This is a genomic window from Actinoalloteichus fjordicus (assembly GCF_001941625.1).
In the GTDB taxonomy this organism is placed as follows: domain Bacteria; phylum Actinomycetota; class Actinomycetes; order Mycobacteriales; family Pseudonocardiaceae; genus Actinoalloteichus_A; species Actinoalloteichus_A fjordicus.
Map to the genome: position 1 here is coordinate 3,887,700 of NZ_CP016076.1, position 23,639 is coordinate 3,911,338.

Annotated in this window: 20 protein-coding genes; 15 read left to right on the plus strand and 5 right to left on the minus strand. The window is 71.5% G+C overall.

The genetic code is table 11. From position 1 onward, the window contains the following. Positions 1–267: 267 nt before the first annotated feature. A complete protein-coding gene (locus UA74_RS16905; protein WP_075764860.1) occupies positions 268–894 on the minus strand; it encodes a TetR/AcrR family transcriptional regulator in 627 nt (208 codons plus the stop codon). A 118-nt stretch (positions 895–1,012) separates the two neighbouring features. Here UA74_RS16905 and UA74_RS16910 point away from each other — a divergent pair, with 118 nt between their 5' ends. Then, positions 1,013–2,482, plus strand: coding sequence for an amidase (locus UA74_RS16910; protein WP_198042748.1), 1,470 nt, complete (start codon positions 1,013–1,015; stop codon positions 2,480–2,482). A 333-nt stretch (positions 2,483–2,815) separates the two neighbouring features. On the opposite strand, the gene UA74_RS16915 is transcribed toward UA74_RS16910, so the two are convergent. Then, positions 2,816–4,267: an MFS transporter gene (locus UA74_RS16915; protein WP_083683277.1), complete on the minus strand. Its 1,452-nt coding sequence runs from the start codon at positions 4,265–4,267 to the stop codon at positions 2,816–2,818. Between the two features lie 204 nt (positions 4,268–4,471). Between UA74_RS16915 and UA74_RS16920 the strand changes: the two genes are divergently transcribed. From UA74_RS16920 to UA74_RS34295, 6 genes are all read left to right on the plus strand, one after another. Beyond that, positions 4,472–5,359, plus strand: a complete 888-nt coding sequence (locus UA74_RS16920; protein WP_075764866.1) for a helix-turn-helix domain-containing protein — start codon at positions 4,472–4,474, stop codon at positions 5,357–5,359. A 540-nt stretch (positions 5,360–5,899) separates the two neighbouring features. After that, complete coding sequence (locus tag UA74_RS16925) at positions 5,900–6,280, plus strand: YchJ family protein (RefSeq protein WP_075743911.1); 381 nt, start codon at positions 5,900–5,902, stop codon at positions 6,278–6,280. 440 nt (positions 6,281–6,720) lie between these two features. Beyond that, the gene (locus tag UA74_RS16930; RefSeq protein ID WP_198042749.1) at positions 6,721–7,647 is read left to right on the plus strand and encodes an ABC transporter ATP-binding protein; all 927 of its coding nucleotides are present in this window, start codon (positions 6,721–6,723) and stop codon (positions 7,645–7,647) included. Further along, on the plus strand, positions 7,644–9,260 hold the full coding sequence (locus UA74_RS16935; RefSeq protein ID WP_075741142.1) for a hypothetical protein: 1,617 nt from the start codon (positions 7,644–7,646) through the stop codon (positions 9,258–9,260). Before UA74_RS16930 ends, UA74_RS16935 begins: the two co-directional genes overlap by 4 nt. After that, complete coding sequence (locus tag UA74_RS16940) at positions 9,257–9,820, plus strand: GbsR/MarR family transcriptional regulator (protein ID WP_083683278.1); 564 nt, start codon at positions 9,257–9,259, stop codon at positions 9,818–9,820. Before UA74_RS16935 ends, UA74_RS16940 begins: the two co-directional genes overlap by 4 nt. A 9-nt stretch (positions 9,821–9,829) precedes the next feature. Next, a complete protein-coding gene (locus UA74_RS34295; protein ID WP_157434261.1) occupies positions 9,830–10,060 on the plus strand; it encodes a hypothetical protein in 231 nt (76 codons plus the stop codon). Between the two features lie 150 nt (positions 10,061–10,210). Here the strand turns inward: UA74_RS34295 and UA74_RS16950 are convergent, their stop codons facing one another. The 3 genes from UA74_RS16950 to UA74_RS16960 all read right to left on the minus strand — a co-directional run bounded on the left by UA74_RS16950 (position 10,211) and on the right by UA74_RS16960 (position 13,280). Then, entirely contained in the window at positions 10,211–10,780 is a 570-nt protein-coding gene (locus UA74_RS16950; protein WP_198042750.1) for a methyltransferase, read from the minus strand. A gap of 78 nt (positions 10,781–10,858) precedes the next feature. Next, on the minus strand, positions 10,859–12,871 hold the full coding sequence (locus tag UA74_RS16955; protein WP_083684075.1) for a heavy metal translocating P-type ATPase: 2,013 nt from the start codon (positions 12,869–12,871) through the stop codon (positions 10,859–10,861). Then, a complete protein-coding gene (locus UA74_RS16960; RefSeq protein WP_075741144.1) occupies positions 12,864–13,280 on the minus strand; it encodes an ArsR/SmtB family transcription factor in 417 nt (138 codons plus the stop codon). The genes UA74_RS16955 and UA74_RS16960 overlap by 8 nt, the downstream gene beginning before the upstream one ends. Before the next feature lie 65 nt (positions 13,281–13,345). Here UA74_RS16960 and UA74_RS16965 point away from each other — a divergent pair, with 65 nt between their 5' ends. From UA74_RS16965 to UA74_RS17000, 8 genes are all read left to right on the plus strand, one after another. Next, on the plus strand, positions 13,346–13,579 hold the full coding sequence (locus tag UA74_RS16965; RefSeq protein WP_075741145.1) for a hypothetical protein: 234 nt from the start codon (positions 13,346–13,348) through the stop codon (positions 13,577–13,579). Between the two features lie 451 nt (positions 13,580–14,030). Further along, entirely contained in the window at positions 14,031–14,594 is a 564-nt protein-coding gene (locus tag UA74_RS16970) for a putative immunity protein (RefSeq protein ID WP_075741146.1), read from the plus strand. 239 nt (positions 14,595–14,833) lie between these two features. Beyond that, on the plus strand, positions 14,834–15,901 hold the full coding sequence (locus tag UA74_RS16975) for a LacI family DNA-binding transcriptional regulator (RefSeq protein ID WP_075741147.1): 1,068 nt from the start codon (positions 14,834–14,836) through the stop codon (positions 15,899–15,901). Positions 15,902–15,942: 41 nt separating this feature from the next. Continuing rightward, positions 15,943–17,571: an FAD-dependent oxidoreductase gene (locus UA74_RS16980; protein WP_075741148.1), complete on the plus strand. Its 1,629-nt coding sequence runs from the start codon at positions 15,943–15,945 to the stop codon at positions 17,569–17,571. Positions 17,572–17,654: 83 nt separating this feature from the next. After that, on the plus strand, positions 17,655–19,784 hold the full coding sequence (locus UA74_RS16985; RefSeq protein ID WP_075741149.1) for a hydantoinase/oxoprolinase family protein: 2,130 nt from the start codon (positions 17,655–17,657) through the stop codon (positions 19,782–19,784). Beyond that, entirely contained in the window at positions 19,781–20,479 is a 699-nt protein-coding gene (locus UA74_RS16990) for a hypothetical protein (protein WP_232237296.1), read from the plus strand. The genes UA74_RS16985 and UA74_RS16990 overlap by 4 nt, the downstream gene beginning before the upstream one ends. Before the next feature lie 9 nt (positions 20,480–20,488). Next, positions 20,489–21,790, plus strand: a complete 1,302-nt coding sequence (locus UA74_RS16995) for a TRAP transporter large permease subunit (protein WP_075741150.1) — start codon at positions 20,489–20,491, stop codon at positions 21,788–21,790. A gap of 30 nt (positions 21,791–21,820) precedes the next feature. Then, the gene (locus tag UA74_RS17000) at positions 21,821–22,810 is read left to right on the plus strand and encodes a twin-arginine translocation signal domain-containing protein (protein ID WP_075764868.1); all 990 of its coding nucleotides are present in this window, start codon (positions 21,821–21,823) and stop codon (positions 22,808–22,810) included. Positions 22,811–23,639 lie beyond the last annotated feature (829 nt).

Below are 23,639 nucleotides of genomic sequence, written 5' to 3' on the forward strand. Positions count from 1 at the left end.
GACGGCCAGAAGAGCATGGCGGGCGTGGCGGCCAGATCAGTAGTGCGATGACGATCAGCGCCGATGCCCGTGAATGACGGGCTTGGTCCCGTCCAGACGTTGGACGAGCACTCCCGCGACGAGCGGGCCCACGATCGAACCGAGCAGATTCGTCAGGCCGAGAGCGGACAGGGCCGCGATGGCGCCGTCTCCCAGTACGAGGCAGTCGCCGATTCCGTCCAGTCCGGCATCGACGAGATCGAGAACGTGCGTGCCAGTACCGGACGGTCAGCCGGCGTTCGTCCCGGACGCACCGGGGGGCGAGCTGTGCTGATCGAGGATTCCCGCGACGAATCTCATCAGCCGCTCCCCCGCGCGATCGATGCTGCCGTTCTGCGTGCTGACCTGTGCGCCTTCGAGGACGAAGGTGATCTCGGCCGCAGCCTGCTCGGGGTCGGGCAGCCCGGCCTCGGCGCACATGGCGGTCAGCCTGCGGGTCTGCCTGGCCTTGTGCTCCTCGATCACCTGCCGTGCCGGGTGGGCACGGTCGGGCAGCTCGGCGATGGAGTTGATGAACGGGCAGCCCCGGTGTGAGATCGCGGGCAGCCCCTCGGCGATGAAGCGGGCCATGGCCAGGATCTGCTCCCTCGGCCTGTCGGCATACTGCGTCTCGACGCGGTCGAAGGCCGCCTGGTAGTCGGCGGCGACGATCCGCAGCCACTCCGCGACCAGCGCGTCCTTGGTCTCGAAGTGCCGGTAGATCGCCGCCTTGGTGGTCTCGGCCTTCTCGGCGATCGCCTGGACCCCGACCCGCCGAATCCCCTCACCGTGGAAGAGCTCCTCCGCCGCGTCGAGGATGCGCTCACGCGGCGGCAGCCTCGCCACCCTGCTCGGCCTGCCTGCGGTCGATGTCATGACTGCTCCGTGACGTCCGGTCGGCCGTGCGGCTCGTACCCCTGGTGACGGTACCATCCCGTTCCATGCGATACCGTTCGGTATCGTCAGATACTCGAAGGTATCGTTCGTTCCGGGAGTGACAGTGAGAGTTGCCGAGTACGTGAGCCACGACGCAGTCGGGCTCGCCGAGCTGGTGGCCGCAGGTGAGGTGACCCCCGCCGAGCTGGCGGCGGCCGCCCGCGAGGCCGCGCAGGCCGTCGGTCCGCAGATCAACGCCATTGTGGAGACCTGGTCTGCCGACGACGCCCCAGCCCAGGACCCCGACCCCGGCAGCACGCCGCTGGCCGGGGTCCCCTTCCTGATCAAGGACATCGGAGTCGCCATGGCCGGGCGGCGGATGGAGCTGGGCAGCAGGCTCGCGGCGGGCAACGTCGCGGCCGCCGACTCCGCCCTGATGCAGCGATTCCGTCGCGCAGGCCTGGTGACGTTCGGGCGCACCGCGACCCCGGAGCTGGCCTACAGCATCACGACGGAGCCGGTGCTGTCCGGCGTGACCCGCAACCCGTGGGATCTGGCGCGGAGCGCAGGCGGATCGAGCGGCGGCGCGGGGGCGGCCGTCGCTGCCGGGGTGGTCCCGATCGCCCACGCCACCGACGCCGCAGGTTCGCTTCGCATCCCCGCCGCCTACAACGGACTGTTCGGGTTGAAGCCCACTCGTGGCCGGGTCTCGATGGGTCCGGACGCCGACGAGGTCTTCAACGGCCTGGGCGTGCATGGCAGCGTCAGCCGCACCGTCCGCGACAGTGCGGTACTGCTCGACCTGATCCGAGGCCCGGAGCCGGGTGACCCCTACTTCGCCCAGCAGCCGCTCCGGCCGTACGCGGCGGAGGTCACCCGGCCGCCCGGCACACTGCGGATCGGCGTCCTCGCGCAGGCCTGGGGCGGACGGCGCACCACCGCACCAGTGGTCGACGCACTCGCCCACACGGTGCGCCTGCTCGACTCCCTCGGCCACCAGGTCGAGGAGGTCGCGGTCGACCTCGGAGTCGGCTGGGAGGAGTTCGTCCTGGCCAATGCCCGCCTGTCGACGGCGAATCTCACGGCCTTGATCGACACGCTGGCCGCCGCCTTCGATCGCCCGGTCGACTCCTCGACGCTCGAGCCCGCGAGCCTGGCGGGCTACCACTACGGACGGCAGGTCAGCGGCGCCCAGCTCGTCGGCGCGCTCGCGCTCCGGAACCGAGTCGCGCGGAGTCTGGCCCGGTACTTCGACGCCTACGACATGCTGCTCACCCCGACCCTGCCCGAGCTTCCCCTGCCGGTCGACGCCTATGCCGACGGGGAGGCGGCGCTGGACGGCCTCGGCTGGATCGACCGGCTCAACGACCGCTCGCCGTTCACCACGGCGTTCAACATGGCGGGCACGCCCGCCATGTCCGTGCCCGCGACGAACGACGTCGAGACGGGACTCCCGATCGGTGTGCAGTTCGCGGCCGGGTACGGCCGCGAGGACAGTCTCTTCCGCCTGGCAGGCCAACTCGAACGTGCCGCCCCGTGGTCGGACCGCGTTCCCCCGGTGTGGCCCGGGAACCGTACCGGGGGCTGAGCAGCGGCTCGTGCAGGCATCGCCGCGTCGCGGACCCTGCCGGACGGCCACGGCGCCGAGCACGTCGGCGACGCGCCTCGCGGCACGATCCCGGCCCGCTTCCCTGCGGGACCGAACTCCCCCGGAGCCTGCGTCACTCCGCCGCAGGCGGGCGTCCGGCCCGATCAGCTACTGCCTCTGATCACCATCTCGTGCAGGTCGCGGTCCTGAACCAAGGAGCGAGGCTCGTCATCGAACCGGCAGAACTCGGCCGAGGCCGGTGCTGCCGCCAGCGCGCTTCAGGCCGGCACGGGAGTTGTCCGGCTGTCGTGCCATCGGCAGCATCGCCCGGGATCAGGTGGCGGCGACCGCCTCCGACGAGTTGTCGTCCCTCGGCTGGTTCCGGTGTTCCTCGCGGGCCCTCGGCTCCGGCTTACGCAGGAACAGCGCCGCCACGGCCGCTCCGGCGAAGGTCACCAGCGCCCCGACGAGCAGGCCTGCCCGCAGGCCGACCAGGGAGCCTGCCTCCGCCGTCACGCCCTCGGTGATGGTCGCCGACGCGACCACCGCGGCCAGCACGGCGACGCCGACCGCGCTGCCGACATGCTGTGCCGTCTGGGCGAGCCCGCCTGCGAGGCCCTGATCCGCGTTGGACACGCCCGAGGTCATGGTGCCGATGAACGACACCACCGCGAGCACGTGCCCGAAGCCGAGCGCCGAGGTCGTGAGCAACAGCAGGGTCAGGTTGCCCTCCTGCGGCAGCAGCAGCATCGCCGCAGTGCCGATCCCCTGCACCAGCAGGCCGATGACGAGAGTCCTCGGCGTGCCGATCGCGGCGATGAACCTCGCGGCCAGCGCCCCCGCCACGATGGCGGCGACACCCTCGGCGAGGAAGCCCGCGCCGGTCGCCAGCGGACTCCACAAGAGCACATCCTGCATGTAGAGGCTCAACAGGACCGTGGTGCCGCCGCACATGCCGAAGGTGACGAAGCCGGTCAGGCCGCCCCATGTCACCGAACGACGCCGGAGGATCGACAAGGGTGCGAGCGGAGCCTTGGTCCTGCCCTCGACGTAGCGGAACGCGCCCAACAGGAGCACCGCGGCGAGCAGCAACGACAGGGCGAGCGGGTCCGTCCAACCGGTGGTGCCGACCGTGGAGATCCCGTAGACCAACGCGAGCAGACCGCTGGTGGCCAGCAGCGCGCCGGGGACGTCGAGCCGGGCGGAACGTCGTTCCTCGTGTCGGGGCAGGAGGGTCACCGCGCCGAGGAGCACGACGGCGCCCATGATGACCAGGATCAACATCGTCCAACGCCAGCTCAGCCCGCTGGTGACGACCCCGCCGCCGATGGTGCCCGCGACGAAGCCGAATGAGAGCAGCGCACCGCTGACGCCGAGGGCCTTGTCCCGGCGAGGCCCCTCCGGGAACAGCGAGGTGAGCAGCGCGAGCGCGGTGGCGCCGACCATCGCCGAGCCGACGCCCTGCCCCGCCCTGGCCGCGATCAGCACCCACGGCACCGAGGCCAGCCCCGCGACCAGCGAGAACACGGTCACGATCACCATGCCCACGATGAACAACCGCCTACGGCCGAACAGGTCGGAGAGCCTGCCGAACAACAGCAGCAGTCCTGCGGTGGGCAGGATGAACGCGGTCACGACCCACTGCAGTGCGCCGGGTCCGCCGAAGTTCAGGCTACGGTCGATGGCGGGCAGTGCGACCGTGACGATGGAGAAGTCGAGCGCGATCATGAACTGGGCGGCGCACACGGTAATCAACGTGAGCGCGCCTCGGATACCGAATCCCATCGGGATCGCACTCCCCGAAGGTGGAGTTCCAGAGACCGTCGTCCTGGCCATGCCTGCCGTCGCCTTCCGCCGAGCCGCTTCGTTCTCACGGCAATCCTGATCGGCGGCGAACCGGTTACCCAGCCCTCTGGTTGAGGTAGGAACCCTGTTGGTACCACCCGGAGTGTCAGTCTCGATTCGGTTCGGTGCGCGAAAATTCCTGATATGAACCGGCTCAGCGACCTCGGTGACTTCCTCCGCACCAGACGCGCACAGTTGCGACCCGAGCAGCTCGACCTGGTGGACTACGGTGGCCGTCGCCGGGTCCCGGGCCTGCGCCGAGAAGAACTGGCCCAGCTCGCCGGTATCAGCGTCAGCTACTACATCCGGTTGGAGCAGGGGCACGACGTCAACGCCTCCGACTCGGTGCTGGACGCGCTGGCGAGCGCACTGCGACTCACTCCGGAGGAGCACACTCACCTGTACAGCCTCACCCGTGCCGAACCGCGCCCCCGTGCTCGGGCCACGCCGGAACGGGTGCGCGAGAGCATCAGAGTCGTCGTCGACTCCCTGGAGCACCTGCCCGCGCTGGTCCTCGGTCGGTTCGGTGACGTGCTCGTCTGGAATCGGCTCGCCCACTCGCTCCTCGCCGGGCATCTCCCCTTCGATTCGGTCCGCCGCGCAGCCGATCGACCGAACTGGCCTCGGATGCTCTTCCTCGACCCGCAGGTCCGGGAGCTGTTCTGCGACTGGGAGGCGAAGTCGCGCGACACCGTCGCGGATCTGAGAATGATCGCGGGCAGCCATGCCGATGCCGCGAGGCTCGCCGAACTCGTCGGCGAGCTGTCGAGGAAGAGCAGCGAGTTCCGCGCTCTCTGGTCGGCGCACTCGGTACAACGGTGCGCATTTCACGACCGGCGCTTCCACCATCCGGTCGTCGGAGAACTGACCCTCACCGACGAGCTGATGACGCTGCCCGACGACGACGGTCAGCGCCTCATCCTGTTCCACGCCCGGCCCGGTTCCTCCTCGGCAGCCGCGCTGACTCTGCTCGCGGAGCTCTCGATGAAGGGAGTCGAGCGACTGCCACCGCAGGAGGCCGACCACCGGTGATCGGGTGTCACCGGCCGCAGACCGAGGAGTCGTCGACAGATCGACGGCCCGACCTGTCGGCGCCTGCGCCGGAGCGTCGGTCTGCTCGTCGCAGGGCGGGCAGCCACCACGCTGCGCCGTGGCATGGCGCCCATGGACGGTGCCCCTCCGCCGAGAATCCCGGTTTCGATCATCTACTGCACCGGGTGCCCGATGTGGAATCGGCGGCGAGTCGGTACCGCGCGGCGGGCTTCCCGCCCCCTTTCAGTCGGCGGTGGACGGGCCGGGGCGCCTCGCACGACGGATGTGCTCCCAGCAGATACCGTGCCGTCGCGGCACCCCGGAGCCCCGGATCGGGAAAGGCGATCTCGGTCTTCGGCGTAGGTCGACCGCCGTTCAAAGCACCGCGACACCTTCGGGGTTCTCCTCACTCGAGGAATGAGCGGGGGTCTGCCCTTCTTCCACCGATCCCGAGACACCGGAGTTCCTCCGAACACGTGGCACGGTGAGCGGGGCGAGCGTCTCGGGTGGCGGCGCGGTTGAGAGACTGCGGCGGTGAGTGTGATTCGGGCATGCCCGTGCGGGCTCGGCGAGCCGTTCGCCGACTGTTGCGCGCTGCTGCACGCGGGCAGCCGTCGAGCGGCCACGGCCGAGCAGCTCATGCGCTCGCGATACTCGGCCTTCGCCGTCGGCGACACCGCCTACCTGCTGCGGACCTGGCATTCCTCGCGCCGTCCGACCGAGCTCAGTCTCGATCCCGAGCAACGCTGGATTCGCCTCGACATCCTCGGCCGCACCGGCGGCGGACCGTTCGACAGCGAAGGGACCGTACGTTTCCGGGCGCACTACCGGCTGCCCGGGCACGCGGGGTCGCTCACCGAGAACAGCCGCTTCCGGCGCACCGACGGCTCCTGGTTCTACGTCGACGGCGATCACGACTGATCACTCGCTCAGCCGCGACACGGACGCAGCCTGCGCATCCCCCGGGCGCCTGATCGCATCGTAGGCACCCGGCCCGATCGCGTCGCCGCCACTCGCTTGTTCGCGACGATGGCCCCCTCATCGCGGAACAGCACACTCCTTCGGCGAATCCGACCGGGGATCCGATTGATGGCACGCCCGACGGGAGAGCAGGCGATCACCCCTCGTGACGAGCGCCTGCTCTTGTCTCTGCTGCCACGGTGAGGCTGTCTTGACTTGACCAGCCGGCGGATCTTGATTTACTTTCAATCAACACTGAAATAATGATCTCTAATGAGGGTTCGGGGCAGGGAGTCGCGAGCGGATCGCACCGCACCGCACCGCACCGCACCAGATGGTGCACCTGCGGATCTTTCTGCACTAGTTTCACGAATTAGTGAATCTAATGTAGATTGTGCGGCATGACCACAGTGGTGCGGGCCGAGGGCCTGCGGAAGTCGTTCGGCGCGTTCGCCGCGCTCGACGGGCTGGATCTGGCGGTGTCCGAAGGTGAGGTCCACGGTTTCCTCGGGCCGAACGGTGCGGGGAAGTCGACGACGATCCGGGTGCTCTTAGGCCTGTACCGGCCCAACGGCGGCGAGGTGCTGCTGTTCGGCGAGAGTCCGTGGCAGCGCCCGGCGGATCTGCACCGCCGACTGGCGTACGTGCCCGGCGACGTGAACCTGTGGCCGTCGTTGACCGGCGGCGAGGCGATCGACCTGCTCATCCGGCTGCGCGGCGCCTCGCCACAGGGGTCGCAGCGCGAGCGGCTGATCGAGGCGTTCGAGTTCGATCCGACCAAACGCATCCGGACCTACTCCAAGGGCAACCGGCAGAAGGTCGCGCTGATCGCGGCGTTCGCACTGCCTGCCGAGCTGTACATCCTGGACGAACCGACCTCGGGCCTGGACCCGCTGATGGCGCGACGCTTCCAGCGGGAGGTCGCCAGAGTCGCCGCCGAGGGCTCCTCAGTCCTGTTGTCCAGTCACATCCTGGCCGAGGTCGAGGAGGTCGCCGACCGCATCTCGATCATCCGCAACGGCAGGCGGGTGGAGACCGGGACGTTGCGGGAGCTGCGGCACCTGACCCGCACCGAGTACTCGATCCCCGCCACGCTGGCGCCAGAGCACGCCGAGCGGCTCGAACCGTTCACCCACGACTGGGCGGCGAGCGACGGCCGAACCACCTTCGCCGTCGAACCCGCCGACACGGGACACGTCCTTGCGCTCCTCGCCGAGGCGGGGGTGCCCGGTCTGACGGCTCAGCCGCCGTCTCTGGAAGAGCTGTTCCTGCGTCACTACAGCGACGACCACCGTGCCGACGGGAACTCCGGGGCAGGTCGGCGGTGACCGGATCGTTCGCACTGACCCTGGTCGCGCTGCGCCGAGATCGAGGTCAGCTGCTGCTGTGGGCGCTCGGTCTGCTGGTCGCAGCGCTGATCTGCGCAGTCAACATCGCGGGGGGATTCGGCGAGGAGTCGCAGCGTCTCGCCGCCCTGGCGGTGGCGGTCGACAGCCCCGCGCTGCTCATCGGGCGAGGGCTTCCGATGGGCACCTCCGAGGGCGCCTTCCTGTTCTACACCTACGGCGTCGTGTTCGCGACGGTCTTCGCGCTGTTCGCCACGGTCTTCGCCGTACGCCATGGGCGGACCGAGGAGGAGGACGGCACTCGGGAGCTAATGCGTGCCGCCGTCACCGGCCGACTGGCGAACGTGATCGCCGTCTTCGCCGCCGGAGCGATCGCGACCGCGGGCCTGGCCGCCGCGATGGTCGTGGGGCTCGTCGTCGGGGGCGGCGATCCGGTCGGATCGGTGTGGGCAGGCCTGACCTGCACGCTGGTCGGGGTGGTGTTCCTGGCCGCCGGGACGCTGTGCAGCCAGTTCGCGCCGACCTCGCGCGGCGCCATCGGTCTGGGCACTGCACTCATCCTGCTGTTCTTCGTCCTCCGAGTCGTCGCCGATGTCGCGGCCGACATCGACGCGCTGACCTTCGTCGGCACGCCCGTCGTCCTCGGCTGGCTCTCGCCGTTCAGCCTGGCAGGGATCGCCGATCCCTACGGATCCGTCGACCCTCGGCCGTTGCTCCTCCTCGCCTGCGCCGCGACTCTCGGTGCAGCGGGTGCCGTCGCGGTCGAACGCGGCCGGGAGTTCGGGGCGTCGCTCCTGCCCGCCCGGCCCGGCCCCGTGCACGCCGCGCCCAGCCTGCGCACCCCGCTGCGGCTCACCCTGCGTCTCCACCGAGGAACACTGCTCGCGATGATGTGCGCAGGCGCCGGAGTCGGAGCGTTCGCCGCCGTCCTGACCGTGTTCGCCGTCGCAGGCGACGAACAGAACGACGCCGTCGGTCAGACGATCCGCGAACTCGTCGGCCGGGACGGTCCGCTGTACGACCTGCTGCTCAGTTACGTCATGGTCCTGGTCGGCGAATGCGCCGCCATCGCGGGTGCCCTGGTCATCCTCCGCGCCCGGCGTGAGGAGGCGGCCGGGAACGTCGAACTGGTCCGAGGCACCGCCGCAGGACCCGGCCGCTGGTTCTCGTCCGTGCTCGCCGTGGGAGCGGGCTCGATCCTGCTCGTCCTGACGACCGCCTGGCTCGGGGCGACGACCGTCTACGTCGCGCAGGGCAGGAACGCCGAGGCGATCTGGCAGGTGCTCGCCGCGACCGTGGCACAGCTGCCCGCCACCGCCCTCTACCTCGGCGTCATCGCCATCACGTTCGCCGTCGTGCCCCGCCTCACCAGCGGGATCGCCTGGACTATCCTCGTGCTGGGCGTCGTCCTCGCCGAACTCGGCGGGCGACTCGGCCTTCCGGACTGGGCGATCGCGATCTCCCCATTCGTGCACACCCCACTGGTCACCACGGCAGATCCCGACTGGAGCGGCGCGGTCTGGATGACCGTCGTCGCGGTGGTGACCATCGCGCTCGCCGTCGTCGCCTACCGCAGGAGGGACCTCAGCCCATGACCCGACGCCGCGCAGCCGACCACGGCGCTGCTCGCCTCGACGGGGACGTCGTGGCGGATCGCGGGAACGAGGAGCTGCCGGACGAGGCCGCCCGACGCCACGCCGACCGGCTCGCCGGTCTGCTGGACGCGGCAGGCTTCCCGCGAATGCCCGCGCGGACCCTGATGGCGCTGTTGACCAGCCCGAGCGGCGAGCTGACCGCCGAGCAGATCAGCAAGACCCTCGACGTCAGCCCGGCGGCCGTGTCCGGTGCGATCCGCTATCTCCAGTCGACGCACCTCGTGCACACCGGGTCGCTGCGCGGGACCCGTCGCCGGGTCTACAGCCTCGCCCCGAACTGGTACACGGCCACGCTGACTCGATCCTCCATGTACGGGGAACTGCGCGAACTCGCCCGCGCGAGCCCGCCGTCGCTGCGTCCCGACACCGCCGCCGGGCAGCGCGTCGAGGAGATGGCCGACTTCTACGCCTTCCTCAACCGCAAGTTCCCCGAACTCCTCACCGAGTGGAACGAGCTTCGGGCACAGGGCGGCACGCACCGGGAACCGCCGGAGGCGTAGCACTCCCGCATGCTGCCGTCGACCATCCGCGCCCCGCACCTCGACATGCCGAGGTGCACTCGCCACGCAGGCAGCTCGTTCGGCGGCAATGCCGAGACGAATGCCACGTTCGACCTCGGCGCGTCCAGCAGGTGCCAGGTGACGACCAGCGGGGCGGGGCCGTCGGCGGCAGGCGGCAGGGCGGTGAACGGCACGCAGGCGGCGGTGCCGGTGATCGGTGAGTGCATCCCGTCACGGTAGGTCGACGGCGGCGAGGCGTCGCCGGTGATCGCCATCGGCGGAATCGACGCGGCGAGCGCCCGGGCTCGGCGGCACGGTGCGGCCGAGGATCACCGGGAGCGTCGGCGACGGGCCGAGTGCCCGCAGGCGCGGGGCGGTCCTCGTCCGTCCTCACGCGCAGCCGAGGGCTGCGGTGTCGGATCGACGTCCGACAGCGGGCAGTAATCGGCCGGTCCGGGTGGCGTAGGCCGGGTAGTCGGCCCCGTGGACGCGGTGGAGGCAGGGCTTCTCGACCACCCGTACCTGCACCTGGCCTCCGACGAGGAGGCAGAGCAGGGCGAGCAGCCGTGGCGAGGTGGGCACCATCGCGGTCAGGCCGACCGAGGCGACGATCATGCCGGTGAAGGCCGGGGTGCGGGCCGACAGGACGACGCCGTCAGTGACCAGGTCGGTGGTCTCGGACGGGTCGGCGCCGACTCGCCGGAAGCGCCTCATCGCCGCCTGCGCGGCGCGGACGCCGACGAAGCCCGTGACCGCCAGGAACCAGGCCGGGAATGGTCTGCCCGGTCGAGCTTCTGGCGGCCAGACGGCGCCGCCCGCGGCCGGCAGCGGGGCGAGGAGCAGCGCCGCCGCCATCGGCAGCCGGGGCCCACCAACCGGCGGAGGCGACAGCGGTCGGGAGAGGCGACGGCCGGTGTCGCCGGTGGCTCGGCGATGCCACCACGCACGGAGTCCGAACACCGTGGTGATTCCGAGCAGGTACCGGACGAAGAGACACCCCTGCGGTCATGCTCTACTCCGAGCCGGGGGTCGGTCGGGTCAACAGACGTCGCAGCACGGCGCTGCCGGTTGGGGGCGCCCGCCGTCGGACGAGGACGGTGGCGACGTCCCAGCCGGTGTCGCGACGCCGGGCAGGGCGACGATGCGCGCCGCTCGGACGGCGTTGAGGATGACCAGGACCTCGGCCAGTTCATGGATGAACACGACACTCGCCAGCCCGAGGACGCCGACGGCGCCGAGCGGGATGAGTACGGCGATGATCGCCAGGGAGAGTGCGACGTTCTGCAGCATGACGGCTCGGGCGTGGCGGGCATGGGCGAGTGTCTGGGGCAGGTGCCGGAGGTCCTCGCCCATCAGGGCGACGTCGGCGGTCTCGATGGCGACGTCGGTGCCCATAGCGCCCATGGCGATGCCGACGTCGGCGGTCGCCAGCGCCGGTGCGTCGTTGACGCCGTCGCCGACCATGGCGATCCGGCCGCCGCCCCGCAGGTCAGCCAGGAGACGGGCCTTGTCCTCGGGGAGCAGTTCGGCGTGCACGGTGTGGATGCCTGCCTGGGCGGCCAGCGCTGCGGCGGTGCGGGAGTTGTCGCCGCTGAGCATCGCGGTGTCGATGTTCATCCGGCGCAGCCGGTCGACGACCACGGGGACCTCGGCGCGCAGTTCGTCGCGGACGGCGATCACCCCGGCCAGGGTGCCGTCCCGTTCCAGAAGCACCACGGTGGCGCCGAGGGCCTGAAGTCGCTCGACCTCCTCGGCCGAGGAGCCCGCGTCGATCCAGCCGGGTCTGCCAAGCCGCAGTAGTCGCCCGTGACGGCGTCCCCGCAGGCCGTGGCCGGGGATCGCCGTGACGTCGTCGGCGGCGGAGACGTCCCCGGCGGCGGCGAGGATCGCGCGGGACAGGGGGTGTTCGCTGCGGATCTCCAGCGCCGCCGCCGCGGCGAGGACATCCGCCCTGCTGGTGTCCTGCTCGGTCGAGATCACGGCCACGACCTCGGGGGTGTTGCGGGTCAAGGTGCCGGTCTTGTCCAGTGCCACGGTGTCGACGCGGCCGAGTTCCTCCAGCGCCATGCCGCCCTTGATCAGCACACCGTGTCTTCCTGCCGCGCCGACGGCGGCGACCACAGTCAGCGGCACGGAGATCGCCAGCGCGCAGGGCGAGGCGGCGACGAGCACGACGAGGGCGCGTTCCAACCAGACCAGGGGGTCGCCGAGCAGCGCACCGCCCGCGGCGATGAGCAGCGCCAAGACCATGATCGCCGGGACTAGCGGCCGGGCGATGCGGTCGGCCAGGCGTTGGCCGCTGCCCTTGCGCTCCTGGGCCTCCTCGACGATGTGCACGATGCGGGCCAGCGAGGAGTCCGAGGTCCGCGCGGTGACGTCGACCTCGATCGCGCCGCCGCCGTTGATCGCCCCGGCATGCACGACGGCGCCGGGACCCGCTTCGACCGGCATCGACTCGCCGGTGATCGCCGAGAGGTCCAGGGTGGTGCGGCCGGTGCGGACCACGCCGTCGGTGGCCGCTCGCTCGCCGGGCCGCAGCAGCAGCCGATCCCCGACGACGAGGTCTCCCGGCGCCACCCGGCTCTCGGCACCGTCCCGGAGCACCGACGCCGTCGGGGGCACCAGGCCGAGCAGGGCGCGCAGGCTGCGACGGGTGCGAGCGATCGCGTAGTGCTCCAGCCCTTCGGCGACGGAGAAGAGCACGCCGAGCATGGCGGCCTCGGTGAGCTGTCCCAGGGCGACGGCGCCGACGGCGGCGATGGACATCAGCGTGCCGACTCCGACTCGGCGACGCAGCAGGTTGCGCAGGGCGCCGGGCACGAACGTCGCGGCACCCGCTATCGCCGAGGCCAGCGTCAGACCGGTGCCGATCGCCTCCGCGCCTGCGGCGGTCGCAGGCCAGGCTCCGGCGAGCAGCAGCGCGGCCACGGCCGCGAATCGCAGTTCGCGGACCTGCCATAACCGCTCCACCGCGTGCGGTCGACCCGGTTCCGTCTCGGAGGTCGTGCCGCCCGGCCGGTGTTCCCCCGAGCCGCAGCACTCGTCAGCCACGCCGTCCACCCTCGGTCGACGTCCCGGTCCCGATCGCGGCGCCGACGATCGGGGCGACGTGCTCCCCCAGGACCGCGGTGAGGAGGCGGCGACCTCGCCCGGTCAGGGAGTACATCACCAGCTTGCCGTCCCGCCGGGAGGACACCAGGGCGGCGATCTTGAGCTGCCGCAGGTGGTGGGAGACCAGGTTCTGCGCGTGCCCCACGATCCAGGCCACGTCGCAGACGCACAACTCGCCGCCGGCGGCCAGGGCCACGGCGATGGTCAGCCGGGTCGGGTCGCTCAACGCCCGCGCGGCCGCCGCAGCGGGCTCCACCGCAGACAGCGCGGGCAGGCCCGCCCTGATCTCCTCCGCATGCGGCAGATCAAGGCACAACAGGTCACAGGCGTCGTCACGATCAACGGTCACATCAATAAACTAACACTCGTTGATGTGTTAACCAGTAGTAGCGGTGCTCGTCTCACCGTGCGTGAGTGTCTGGCGGTCATCGGCGGGCCGATGACCGGACGTCGAGGCGATGCGGAGGGCGCGGGCGACCGCCGCCTGCTCCGGCGGCGAGCAGGCCTCGCGCGACCCGTCGCCGGGTTGCCCTCGTCGCGAACATCGCTCTCCTCCAGGGCTCGGTCTGCGGCTATGCCACGACCACGCCGGGCTTCGCGGCCGAGTACACCGTCATCTCCGCGCTCTACTGGCTGACGCTGTTCTGACCACCAGCGTCGGGCTTGACACTGCGCCTCGGCCCGAGTGTGCGGCGTGGATACGGGGCGCGCCCGGCACGTCGAGGCGGCCGAGGGCGCCGCCGCCTCGACGTGCGCGGCCGAATCGGCCTGGTTCGGCCGCGCGGGCGGTCCACGGGAGGTCGGACAAGGAGCCGCATGATCCTCCGGTTCGTCTGGCGAGCGCGTCCCGGACACGGCGAGCGCCCTACGCACCCTGCCGCCCGCGTGAGCAGCGGCGGCGGACTGCGGCGGCTCCTCGCGGGTGTCCGGCGGGGCGGGTGCGGACGTCGGCACCGTGACGATCCCCGCCCCGCCAGGGCAGGTCGTCCTCGCGCCCGCAAGACGGCAGGGCAGACATCGCCGTGAAGGTCTCGCCCTCGGGAACTGGTCAGATCGCCGAGAAGTCTCCACCGAAGCTTCAACGATACGGTCGAACACCATGACGACGGCAGGAGAGCACCCGACGATCGAACTCAGCCTGGCGGAACTGCGCGAGATCGCCGGTTATGCCGTGGCCTGTGCCGAACCCGCGATGGCGATCTTCGATCGCGCACGCCCGTCGGATCGGCGCTCACGGGCCGCCGTCGACGCTGCGCAGGCGTTCGCCGCCGGGGCGGCCCGCACGAAGGGAATCCGGGAGGCGGCGTGGGCGGCGCAGCGGGCGTTCGGGGCTGCCCGTGATGCCGGGCAGGCCGCGGCTGCCGAAGCTGCGCGCGCCGCCGTCGCCTCGGCCGGTGCGGCGTTCCTGCACCCCCTGGCGAGGGCGACCCAGGTCTGGCACCTCCTCGGATCGGCCGCCCACGCGGCTCGGGCATTCGAACTGGCGGCCTGCGACGACCCCGCCGTCGGCGCCGCGCACCTGGAACAGGCGCGGGTGCTGGCCCGTCCCGTCGTGGTGCGCGTCCTGCTCCGGTATCCGAACGCCCCCGGTGGTCGTGGCCGGACCGGAGAACTGCTGCGGAGTCTGGACGCGGCGCTGCGACAGCAGGCGGCCGGGGCCTGAGAGGCCGCCCCGCCGCACCATGAACCGGCTGGATCGAGTTCCCGCTTCGGCCACTCGGCAGCGATCTCGAACCGTGATCGGGCACCCGATCCGCTTCCGGGATATTAGTCGGATATTAGTCAGTTGATTCTCTTGACGGTGCCGGCGCCCCGGCGACAAACTGCTGGCTAATCCGCATTAGTTACGTGAGAAAGCGGCTCGCAGCCCGCGACTAATGCGTATTAGTCGAGGAGTCGCGTATGGCCGAGAAACGACCGGTGAAAGCTCGCCGGGGGCGGCCGAGGCAGGCGGAGGTCGCCCGGCTCGCCGGGGTGTCGCAGACGACGGTGTCGCTGGTGATCGGCGGCAACAAGCAGGGCATCGTGCTGCATCCCGACACCCGCGCCCGCGTGCTGGAGGCGGCCAGGGCGTTGGGCTACGTGCCCGACCCGGCGGCTCGGCGACTGGCCGCCGCCCGCAACAACCTGTTGGGGGTCTTCAGCTTCACCGCCACGTTCCCGACCGCCGTGGAGCACTCGTACTACCCGTTCCTCGTCGGCATCGAGCAGGAGGCGGCCGCGCGCGGCTACGACATGGTGCTGTTCACCGGCTCCAGTTCCGGCGGCGCACAGGCAGGCGCGTCCGGCGCGCTGGAACGGGTACGACTCGCCGACGGATGTCTGTTCCTCGGCCGCCACATCCCCGCCGACGAGCTGCGCAGGCTGGTCGAGGACGGCTATCCGGCCGTGCACATCGGCCGCCGCGACGAACTCGACGGCCTGGCCTGGGTCGGCGCCGACTACGTGGACGCCAGCGCCGAGGTGGTCCGACACCTCGCCGGGCTCGGCCACCGCCGCATCGTGCTCGTCCGCGAGGACGACGACGCCCCCGCGTCCACCGACCGCGAGCGCGGCTTCCGCGAGGCGCTGGCCGCCGCCGGACTCCCCGACGCCGTTCCCGTGGCACGTGCCGCCGATCCGGTCGCGGAGATCACGCCGGACTGGCTCCGGGACCGGCACGCCGAGGGCGTCACCGCCTTCGTCGCGGAGGAGACCGACACCGGGGCGGCCTGGCGGGCGCTGCTGGCGGCCGTCGAGGGCGCGGGACTCGACGTCCCCGCCGACGTCTCGCTCGCGCTGCTCGGCTCCCCGCCCGCCGACTTCGCAGGCCGTCCCCTTCCCACCGGATTCGACGTTCCCCGTGCCGAACTCGGCGCGGCCGCCGTGCGGGCGCTCACCGCCCTGCTCACCACCGGCGAGACCGAGTCTCCCCTGGTGGCCTGCGCCTTCCGGCCGGGGAGCACGGCGGGCCCTGCGGCCGTCCAGTGACCAGCAGCCTTCACCAGAACGAGCAGAGGAGTACGCACCACATGCCCACCCCCATCGGCACTCCGACCGAGACCGACGTCCTCATCGTGGGCGGCGGACTAGGCGGCGTGGCCGCCGCCCTCGCCGTCTGTCGGGCCGGGCGCACCGCCGTCCTGACCGAGGAGACCGACTGGATCGGCGGCCAGCTCACCGCGCAGGCCGTGCCCCCGGACGAGCACCCCTGGGTGGAGCAGTTCGGCGTCACCGCCACCTATCGGGCGCTGCGCGAGTCGATCCGCGAGCACTACCGCCGCTGGTATCCGCTGCGCGCCGAGGCCCTCGACCTGCCGTACCTCAATCCGGGTGCGGGGCGGGTCAGCAAGCTCTGCCACGAGCCGAAGGTGGCGCTCGCCGTGCTGGAGGCGATGCTGGCACCGCACCGCGCCGCAGGCAGGCTCACCGTCCTCACCGAGCAGCGGCCCGTCGCCGCCGAGACCGACCACGACGCCGTCCGCGCCGTCACCGTCGCCGACGTCCGCGACGGCGCCCGGCACACCATCACGGCCGCCTACGTCATCGACGCCACCGAGACCGGCGAACTGCTCGAACTGGCAGGCGTCGAGCACGCCCTGGGCGCCGAGTCCCGCGCCGAGTACGACGAGCCGCACGCCCCCGAGGTCGCGGACCCGCTCAACCAGCAGGGCATCACCGTCTGCTTCGCCCTCTCCCATCACGAGGGCGCCGACCACACCATCGACCGGCCTGCGGGCTACGACTTCTGGCGTTCGTACCGCCCCGACTTCTGGCCCGGTCCGCTGCTCGGCTTCCTGGCCCCCGACCCGCGCACGCTCGCGCCGGTCGAACGCACTTTCGTGCCGAACCCGGACGTCGATCCGCTCGCCGTCACGGCCGATCAGAGCGCCGACGCGGGTGACAAGGAGCTGTGGGGCTTCCGCCGCATCATCGCCAGGGGGATGCACCGCCCCGGCGCCGTCGACTCGGACGTCACGCTCGTCAACTGGCCGCTCAACGACTACTGGCTCAAGCCGCTCGTCGGTGCGGGCGAGGAGACCTCCCGGCAGGCGCTGGCCGGGGCGAGGGAGTTGTCGCTGTCGGTCCTGTACTGGCTGCAGACCGAGGCGCCGCGCACCGACGGCGGCACCGGCTTCCCCGGGCTCCGGCTGCGTCCCGACATCACGGGCACCGCCGACGGCCTGGCCAAGTCCGCGTACGTCCGCGAGGCCCGCCGCATCAAGGCCGTCACCACCGTCACCGAGCATGACGTGGCCATCGACATCGTCGGCCCGTACGGCGGCACCCGGTACCGCGACTCCGTGGGCGTCGGCGGTTACCGCATCGACCTGCATCCCTCCACGGGCGGCGACGACTACATCGACGTCGGCTCCGTTCCGTTCGAGATCCCGCTCGGCGCGCTCGTGCCACGCCGGGTCCGCAACCTGCTGCCCGCAGGCAAGAACATCGGCACCACGCACATCACCAACGGCTGCTACCGCCTGCACCCGGTCGAGTGGAACGTCGGCGAGGTCGCCGGGGCGCTCGCCGCGCACTGCGTCACCGAGAACGTGCAGCCGCACCAGGTGCAGGAGCAGGACAAGAGGTTCGACGAGTTCGCCCGCGTGCTCGACCGGGCCGGGGTGCAGCGGCACTGGCCCGACGTTCGCGGCTACTAGGCAGGACGGCCCCACCGCACCCGTAGTCCCCCGACCCGCACCATCCGCTCGACCCGCGTACGACACAAGGAGGTGTCCATAACGTGGCTCCGCACCGCATCCGCGTCGGCATCGACGTGGGCGGAACCTTCACCGACGCCGTCGCGATCGACTCCGCCACGCTGGAGCTCGTCGCCCAGGTGAAGGTCCCGACCAGTCACCATCACGCCGACGGCGTCGCGCACGGCATCGTGGAGGCGCTGAACCGGCTGTTGACCGACGTCGGCCGCACGCCGGACGACGTCGCGTTCCTCGCCCACGGCACCACGCAGGCCACCAACGCCCTGTTGGAGGGCGATGTGGCGCCGGTCGGCCTGATCGGCATCGGCACCGGACTCGGCGCCGTGCCGACCAGACGCCTCGCCGGGCTCGCGAAGCTCGACCTCACGCCCGGCAGACGGTTCCCGCTGCACTACGCGCACGTGGCCGATCCCGGCGAGGCCGCGAACGTGCGCACCGCCGTCGAGCAGCTCGTCGCGGCGGGCGTCGAGGTGCTCGTGGCCAGCGAGCCGTTCAGCGTCGACCTGCCGGACGGCGAGGCCGCGGTGTTGGAGACGGCCCGTCCCTATGGGCTTCCGATGACCGCGGCGCACGAGATCACCTCGCTGTACGGGCTGCGCAAGCGCACCCGCACCGCCGTGGTCAACGCCGCGATCATGCCGAAGATGCTGGCCACCGCCGAACTGGTGGACGCGGGCATCACGGCGGCCGGGGTGCAGGCGCCGCTGATGGTGATGCGGTGCGACGGCGGCGTCATGTCGCTCACCGAGATGCGGCGACGACCGCTGCTGACCGTGCTGTCCGGGCCCGCGGCCGGGGTGGCCGGGGCATTGATGCAGGAACGGGTCAGCGAGGGCGTGTTCCTGGAGACCGGCGGCACGTCCACCGACATCAGCGTGATCCGCCGGGGCAAGGTCGCCGTCAAGCACGCCACCATCCTCGGCAAGACCTCGTACCTCTCCGCGTTGGACGTGCGCACGGTCGGCGTCGGCGGCGGCTCCCTGGTGCGGCTCGGCGACGGCCGGGTGCACGGCGTCGGGCCGCGCAGCGCGCACATCGCGGGCCTGCCGTACGCCTGCTACGCCGACCCGGCGGACCTGCGCGACGCGAAGCTCACCACCGTGAGCCCGCTGCCGGGCGATCCTGGCGACTACGCGGTCCTCGACGCCGCAGGCGGCCGCTTCGCCATCACCATGACCTGCGCGGCGAACGCGCTGGGCCGGGTCCCCGACGGCGACTTCGCCGCCTGCGACCCGGCGGCAGCCCTGGCGGCACTCGCGCCGCTCGCCCAGGCCCTCGGCACCGACGTCGCGGGCGCCGCGACGCGGGTGCTGGACGCGGGCGTGCGGCAGGTGCGCGAGGTGGTGGACGAGATGATCGGCGACTACCGCCTCGACCGCGACACCGTCGTCCTGGTCGGCGGCGGGGGCGGGGCGGCGGCCGTGACCCCGCATCTGGCCGCCACGACCGGCCTCTCGGGTCGGATCGCCGCGCACAACGAGGTCATCAGCCCGATCGGCGTGGCGCTCGCCTTAGTACGGGAACAGGTCGAGCGGATCATCCCCGGCGCCACCCAGGAGCAGATCCTCGGCGTACGGGGCGAGGCGGAGGCCGCCGTCGTGGCGCAGGGCGCCGCGCCTGCGGCGGTGGAGGTCGAGGTCACGGTCGACCCGCAGACCAACACGGTCCGGGCGGTCGCGACCGGCGCGACCGAGCTGCGCACTCAGGACCGGGCCCACCGCGCCGATGACGCCGAGCGGCTCTCGGCGGCGGCGACCAGCCTCAAAGTCGATCCGTCCACTGTGGAGGTCTTGGCTGGCACGTCCGCGCACACCGTCTACGGCACCACCCACCGTCGCCGTTTCCGCAGGGCTCGCCGCCCTGTCCGCGTGATCGACGCCGACGGCGTGGTGCGGCTCCACGCCGCCGACGCGCACGTCGCGACGACCACGGTCGGCGAGGCGCCGGAGCTGCTGAATCGTCTGATCCACGAGTCCACCTCGTACGGTGACGGCGGCGTCCGCGCTCCGGCGTTGCGCCTGCTGCTCGGCTCTCGGATCGCGGACCTGTCCGGGGTGCTCGACGCGGAGTCGCTGCTGGCGCTGGCCCGCAGCGAGCTGCGCTCCCGCGCGGCCGACGAACCGGTGATCGCGGTGCTGGAGGCCCGGTCATGACCGGGCCGAGACCGGCGCGCACTGCCCTCGCCCAAGCGGGGGCGTCTCTCGACCGGCTCACCGAGGGCAGGCGCGAGATGCTGCGCGCCGAGTGCGCGCGGTCGGCGGAGACGGACGACGCGGAGTTCGGCCGCAGACTGCTGGCGGACTCCCCGACGCACGAGGGCCGCGACCCGGCGCTGCTGCACCGTTGGGCGACGACGGCGACGGAGTTCGGCACGGGGCTCGCCGAAGGGGACCGCGACGGCGAGACGGTGCGCGACCGCAGGCGACACCAGGAGCCGCTCGTCGTCGAGTGCACGGGCGGAATCGAACGACTCCTGCTCGCCCGCTACGTGTCGCGGCCCGTCCCGGCCGTCGAGCTGTTCACCGACACCCTCGCGCTGGGCGAACAACTCGTCGAGATGCTCGGGTGGCGCGAGTGGTACGCCCCCGGGGCGCTCCGCGCGGCGGCGCTGGCGCATGAGGAGGCGCATCGGCTCCTGCACGAGGACGCCGGTCTGCGCCGGGCGCTGCGCGACCGGCTCGGGCACACCGTCCTGCGTCTCGGTCGGCTTCGGGTCGCCGGGCACGTCGTAGGCGCCGACGAACTCGTCGCGCACGGCTACGCCGCCGCCCGCTGCGGTCTCGGCCGCAGCCCGCTTCTACTCACCGTCGCGCTCGCAGGCGCGGTACGGGCCCTCGGAGAGGACTGAGAAACCGCCATGGGGATCATCATCATCCTGCTCATGCTGGCGGCCGTCGGCCTGATGCTCACGCGCAAGCTGCCCACGGCCGTCACCCTGGTCCTGCTGGCCGTGGCCGTGGCCGCCGTGGTCGGCGCTCCGATCGTCGGCGAGAACAGCATCGTGGACACGGTCCTCCAGGAGGGCGCGGTGGCGCAGGCCGCCACCATGATCGCCGTGCTCATCGGCTCCTGGATGGGCAAGCTGATGCAGGAGACCGGCATCGCCAGCACCCTCGTCCGCAAGATCGTCGAGTTCGGGGGTGACCGGCCCACCGTGGTGGCGCTCGGCGTGCTCCTGGTCTCCGCGCTCATCGGCACCGTCACCGGCTCCGCACCCGCCGCGATGATGGCGGGCATCATCGGCATTCCCGCGATGGTCGCGGTCGGTGTCCCGAAGGCCACCGCCGCAGGGACCATCCTGATGGGAATCGCCGCAGGCATGCCGTTCGAGCTGCCGATCTGGCAGTTCTTCTCCACGACGCTGGACCTGCCGGTGGAGACCGTGCGCGGGTTCATGCTGCGGCTGTTCCCCTTCGCCGCCGTGTTCGCCGTGCTCTTCGTCCTCATCGAGAACCGCCGCAGGGGCGTCGAGCACGCCTGGTCCCTGGCGAACCCGGCCGCGCGTTCGACAGGCGGCGGCGACCGACGGCGCAACCGGGCCCGGCAGATGGGCGACGCGCCGTGGTACGCGCTGCTCGCCCCGCTCGTGCCGCTGGTGCTCGCGCTGGGCTTCGAGCTGGCGATCATCCCGTCGATGCTCGCGGGCGTGCTGTACGCGCTGGTGACCACGACCCGGCCGAGGGAGATGAACAAGCGGCTCCTGCGCACGCTGTACGGCGGCTTCGAGATCGCCGCCCCGCCCATCGTGCTGTTCATCGCGATCGGCATCCTGCTCTCCGCAGTGCGGCTGCCCGGCGCGGTCGAGGCGCTCAACCCGCTCGTCACGGCGGTCAGCCCGGCGAATCCGATCGTCTTCGTGGTGGTCTTCACGGTGTTGACTCCGCTGTGCCTCTACCGAGGCCCGCTGAACGTCTACGGGCTCGGCGCCGGCATCGCCGGAGTGCTCATCTCCGCAGGCATCTACCCGGCCGCCGCCGTGCTGGGCCTGACCGCCTCGTACAACCAGGTCTTCGGTGTCGCCGACCCGACGAGCACTCAGACCGTGTGGGCGGCGCAGTACTCCGGCGTCAGCCCGCAACAGGTGATGCTGCGCACGCTGCCGTACGTGTGGTGCGTCGCCCTCGCCGGTCTGATCGTCACTGCCGTCACCGAGCTGTAGGACATCGTCGTCCGAGAAGAGGAGCCGCAGATGACCGTCAACCGTCGTCGCTTCCTGCAGGCCGCCACCACCGGGGCCACCGTGCTCGCCGCAGGCACACTCGGCGCCCCACCCGCACTGGCCGCACCCGGCGGCTTCCCCGACTACCGCTACGTCCGCACGCTGCTCCGCCCGGACCAGCTCGGGTACGACCCGACCGGCGAGATCATCTTCCCCTGTGTGCGGGGCGTGTACGACCGGCTCAGCTCGCCGATCGGCCGCTACTACCTCTACTACGCCCCGCACAACGACCCCGGCGGCATCTGCCTGGCCTACGGCGACTCGCTGGAAGGGCCGTTCACCGAGTACCCGGGCAACCCGATCGTCGCCAACCGGTGGGACCCGCACTACAGCGTGCCCCATGTGTCGTCCCCGCACGTCATGTGGCACGCCGGACAGCGTGAGATGTGGCTGTACTTCCACGGCGACAACCGGACCACCCGACTGGCCCGCTCCGCCGACGGCATCCACTTCACCTACGACAAGATCGTGCTGTCGACCTCGATGCTGCCCGCAGGCGCCACCGAGGCCTCCTACGCCAGGGTCTTCCCGTACAACCTGCCGTCTCGTGGCGCCCGCTACGTCATGGTCTTCATGCGCAACATCACCGCGGACCGCCGCAACATCAGCTGGGGCTGGTCGGCGGACGGGCGGAACTGGCAGTTCGATCCGACGCCGCTGGTCGAGCCGCAGGCCGTCGGCGCCGTCAACCTCTCCGGGCCGCATCTGCTGGAGCGGAACGGGAACGCGTACGTCGTCTACCACACCGACAAGGGCAGCGGCGGCAACATCCTCATCACCGAGGTCGGCGCCGACTTCTCGCGCCGTCGTCATCTCGGCGTCTTCTACGACTCGCGGTCGGCAGCCCCGGAGAGCGGTCGAGCCGCGGCACCGTGCTTCGGCACCGACCGAGGCGTGCCGTACATGATCTACGAGGCGGGTGAACGGCTGGGCGGCGTCATCGCCATGGCGCGGGGCTGAGCCGACGGTGCCGGTCGTCGCAGGCGTGTTCGTGACGACGATTGAGACCTCGCCCCGGAGAGATCGGTCCGGTGGCGGCGCCTCGCCGGGGACGCCGCAACGGTCCTTCACGGCGTCGCCGACGCTGGAGCCGACACGGCGGGCCGAGCGTCGGCACTCGATGCCGAGGGCGGTGACCGGCGAACGACGATCAGGGTGATCGGATTCCTGGCGGAGGGCACCGGGAACGACGCCACCCTGGAAGGCGCACGCGAGCGTCTTCCAGGGTGGGCGGCCCTGGCGCACGGTCCGGCCGGGCTCGTCTGCTGCCGTGGGAGCGAGTCGCCTGCGGTACCTCGGACGTGGGAGGAGCAGGGACGTCGACGGGCGGCACCCGATCCCGAGCCGGCGGGTGGCGGCGGTGTCTCGCCGGCGGGACCGGGCCAGTCTGATCTGCACCGTCCGAATCGGCTTTCGGCACCAGCGGTGATAATCGGGCATTGTCCGGACGGTGCGAGCAGTCGCAAGGCAGCACGCTGGACGACATCACCTATGGACGACGTCGGCAGCCGACACTCGATCGATATCGGCAACGGTCCGTTCGGGTGGCGCGGATAATCCATTCGGCCGAGGAATCATCGGCGCCATCGGCATCGGATCTCCGATCGACGGAGGCGCGCAGCGGGTCTGACGGCCGAGTTCCCACTGCCAGGCCACCAGGTCGCCGTCAATGCCGAGTAACGGTATTCCCGCTGGTCGGCTGTGCGCGCGCCGCCCGCTGGTCGGCAGGACATCGCAGTGCACGGAAACGACGAGCGGTGTCTCGACGTCATCGAGCGGGCGCGGCCGG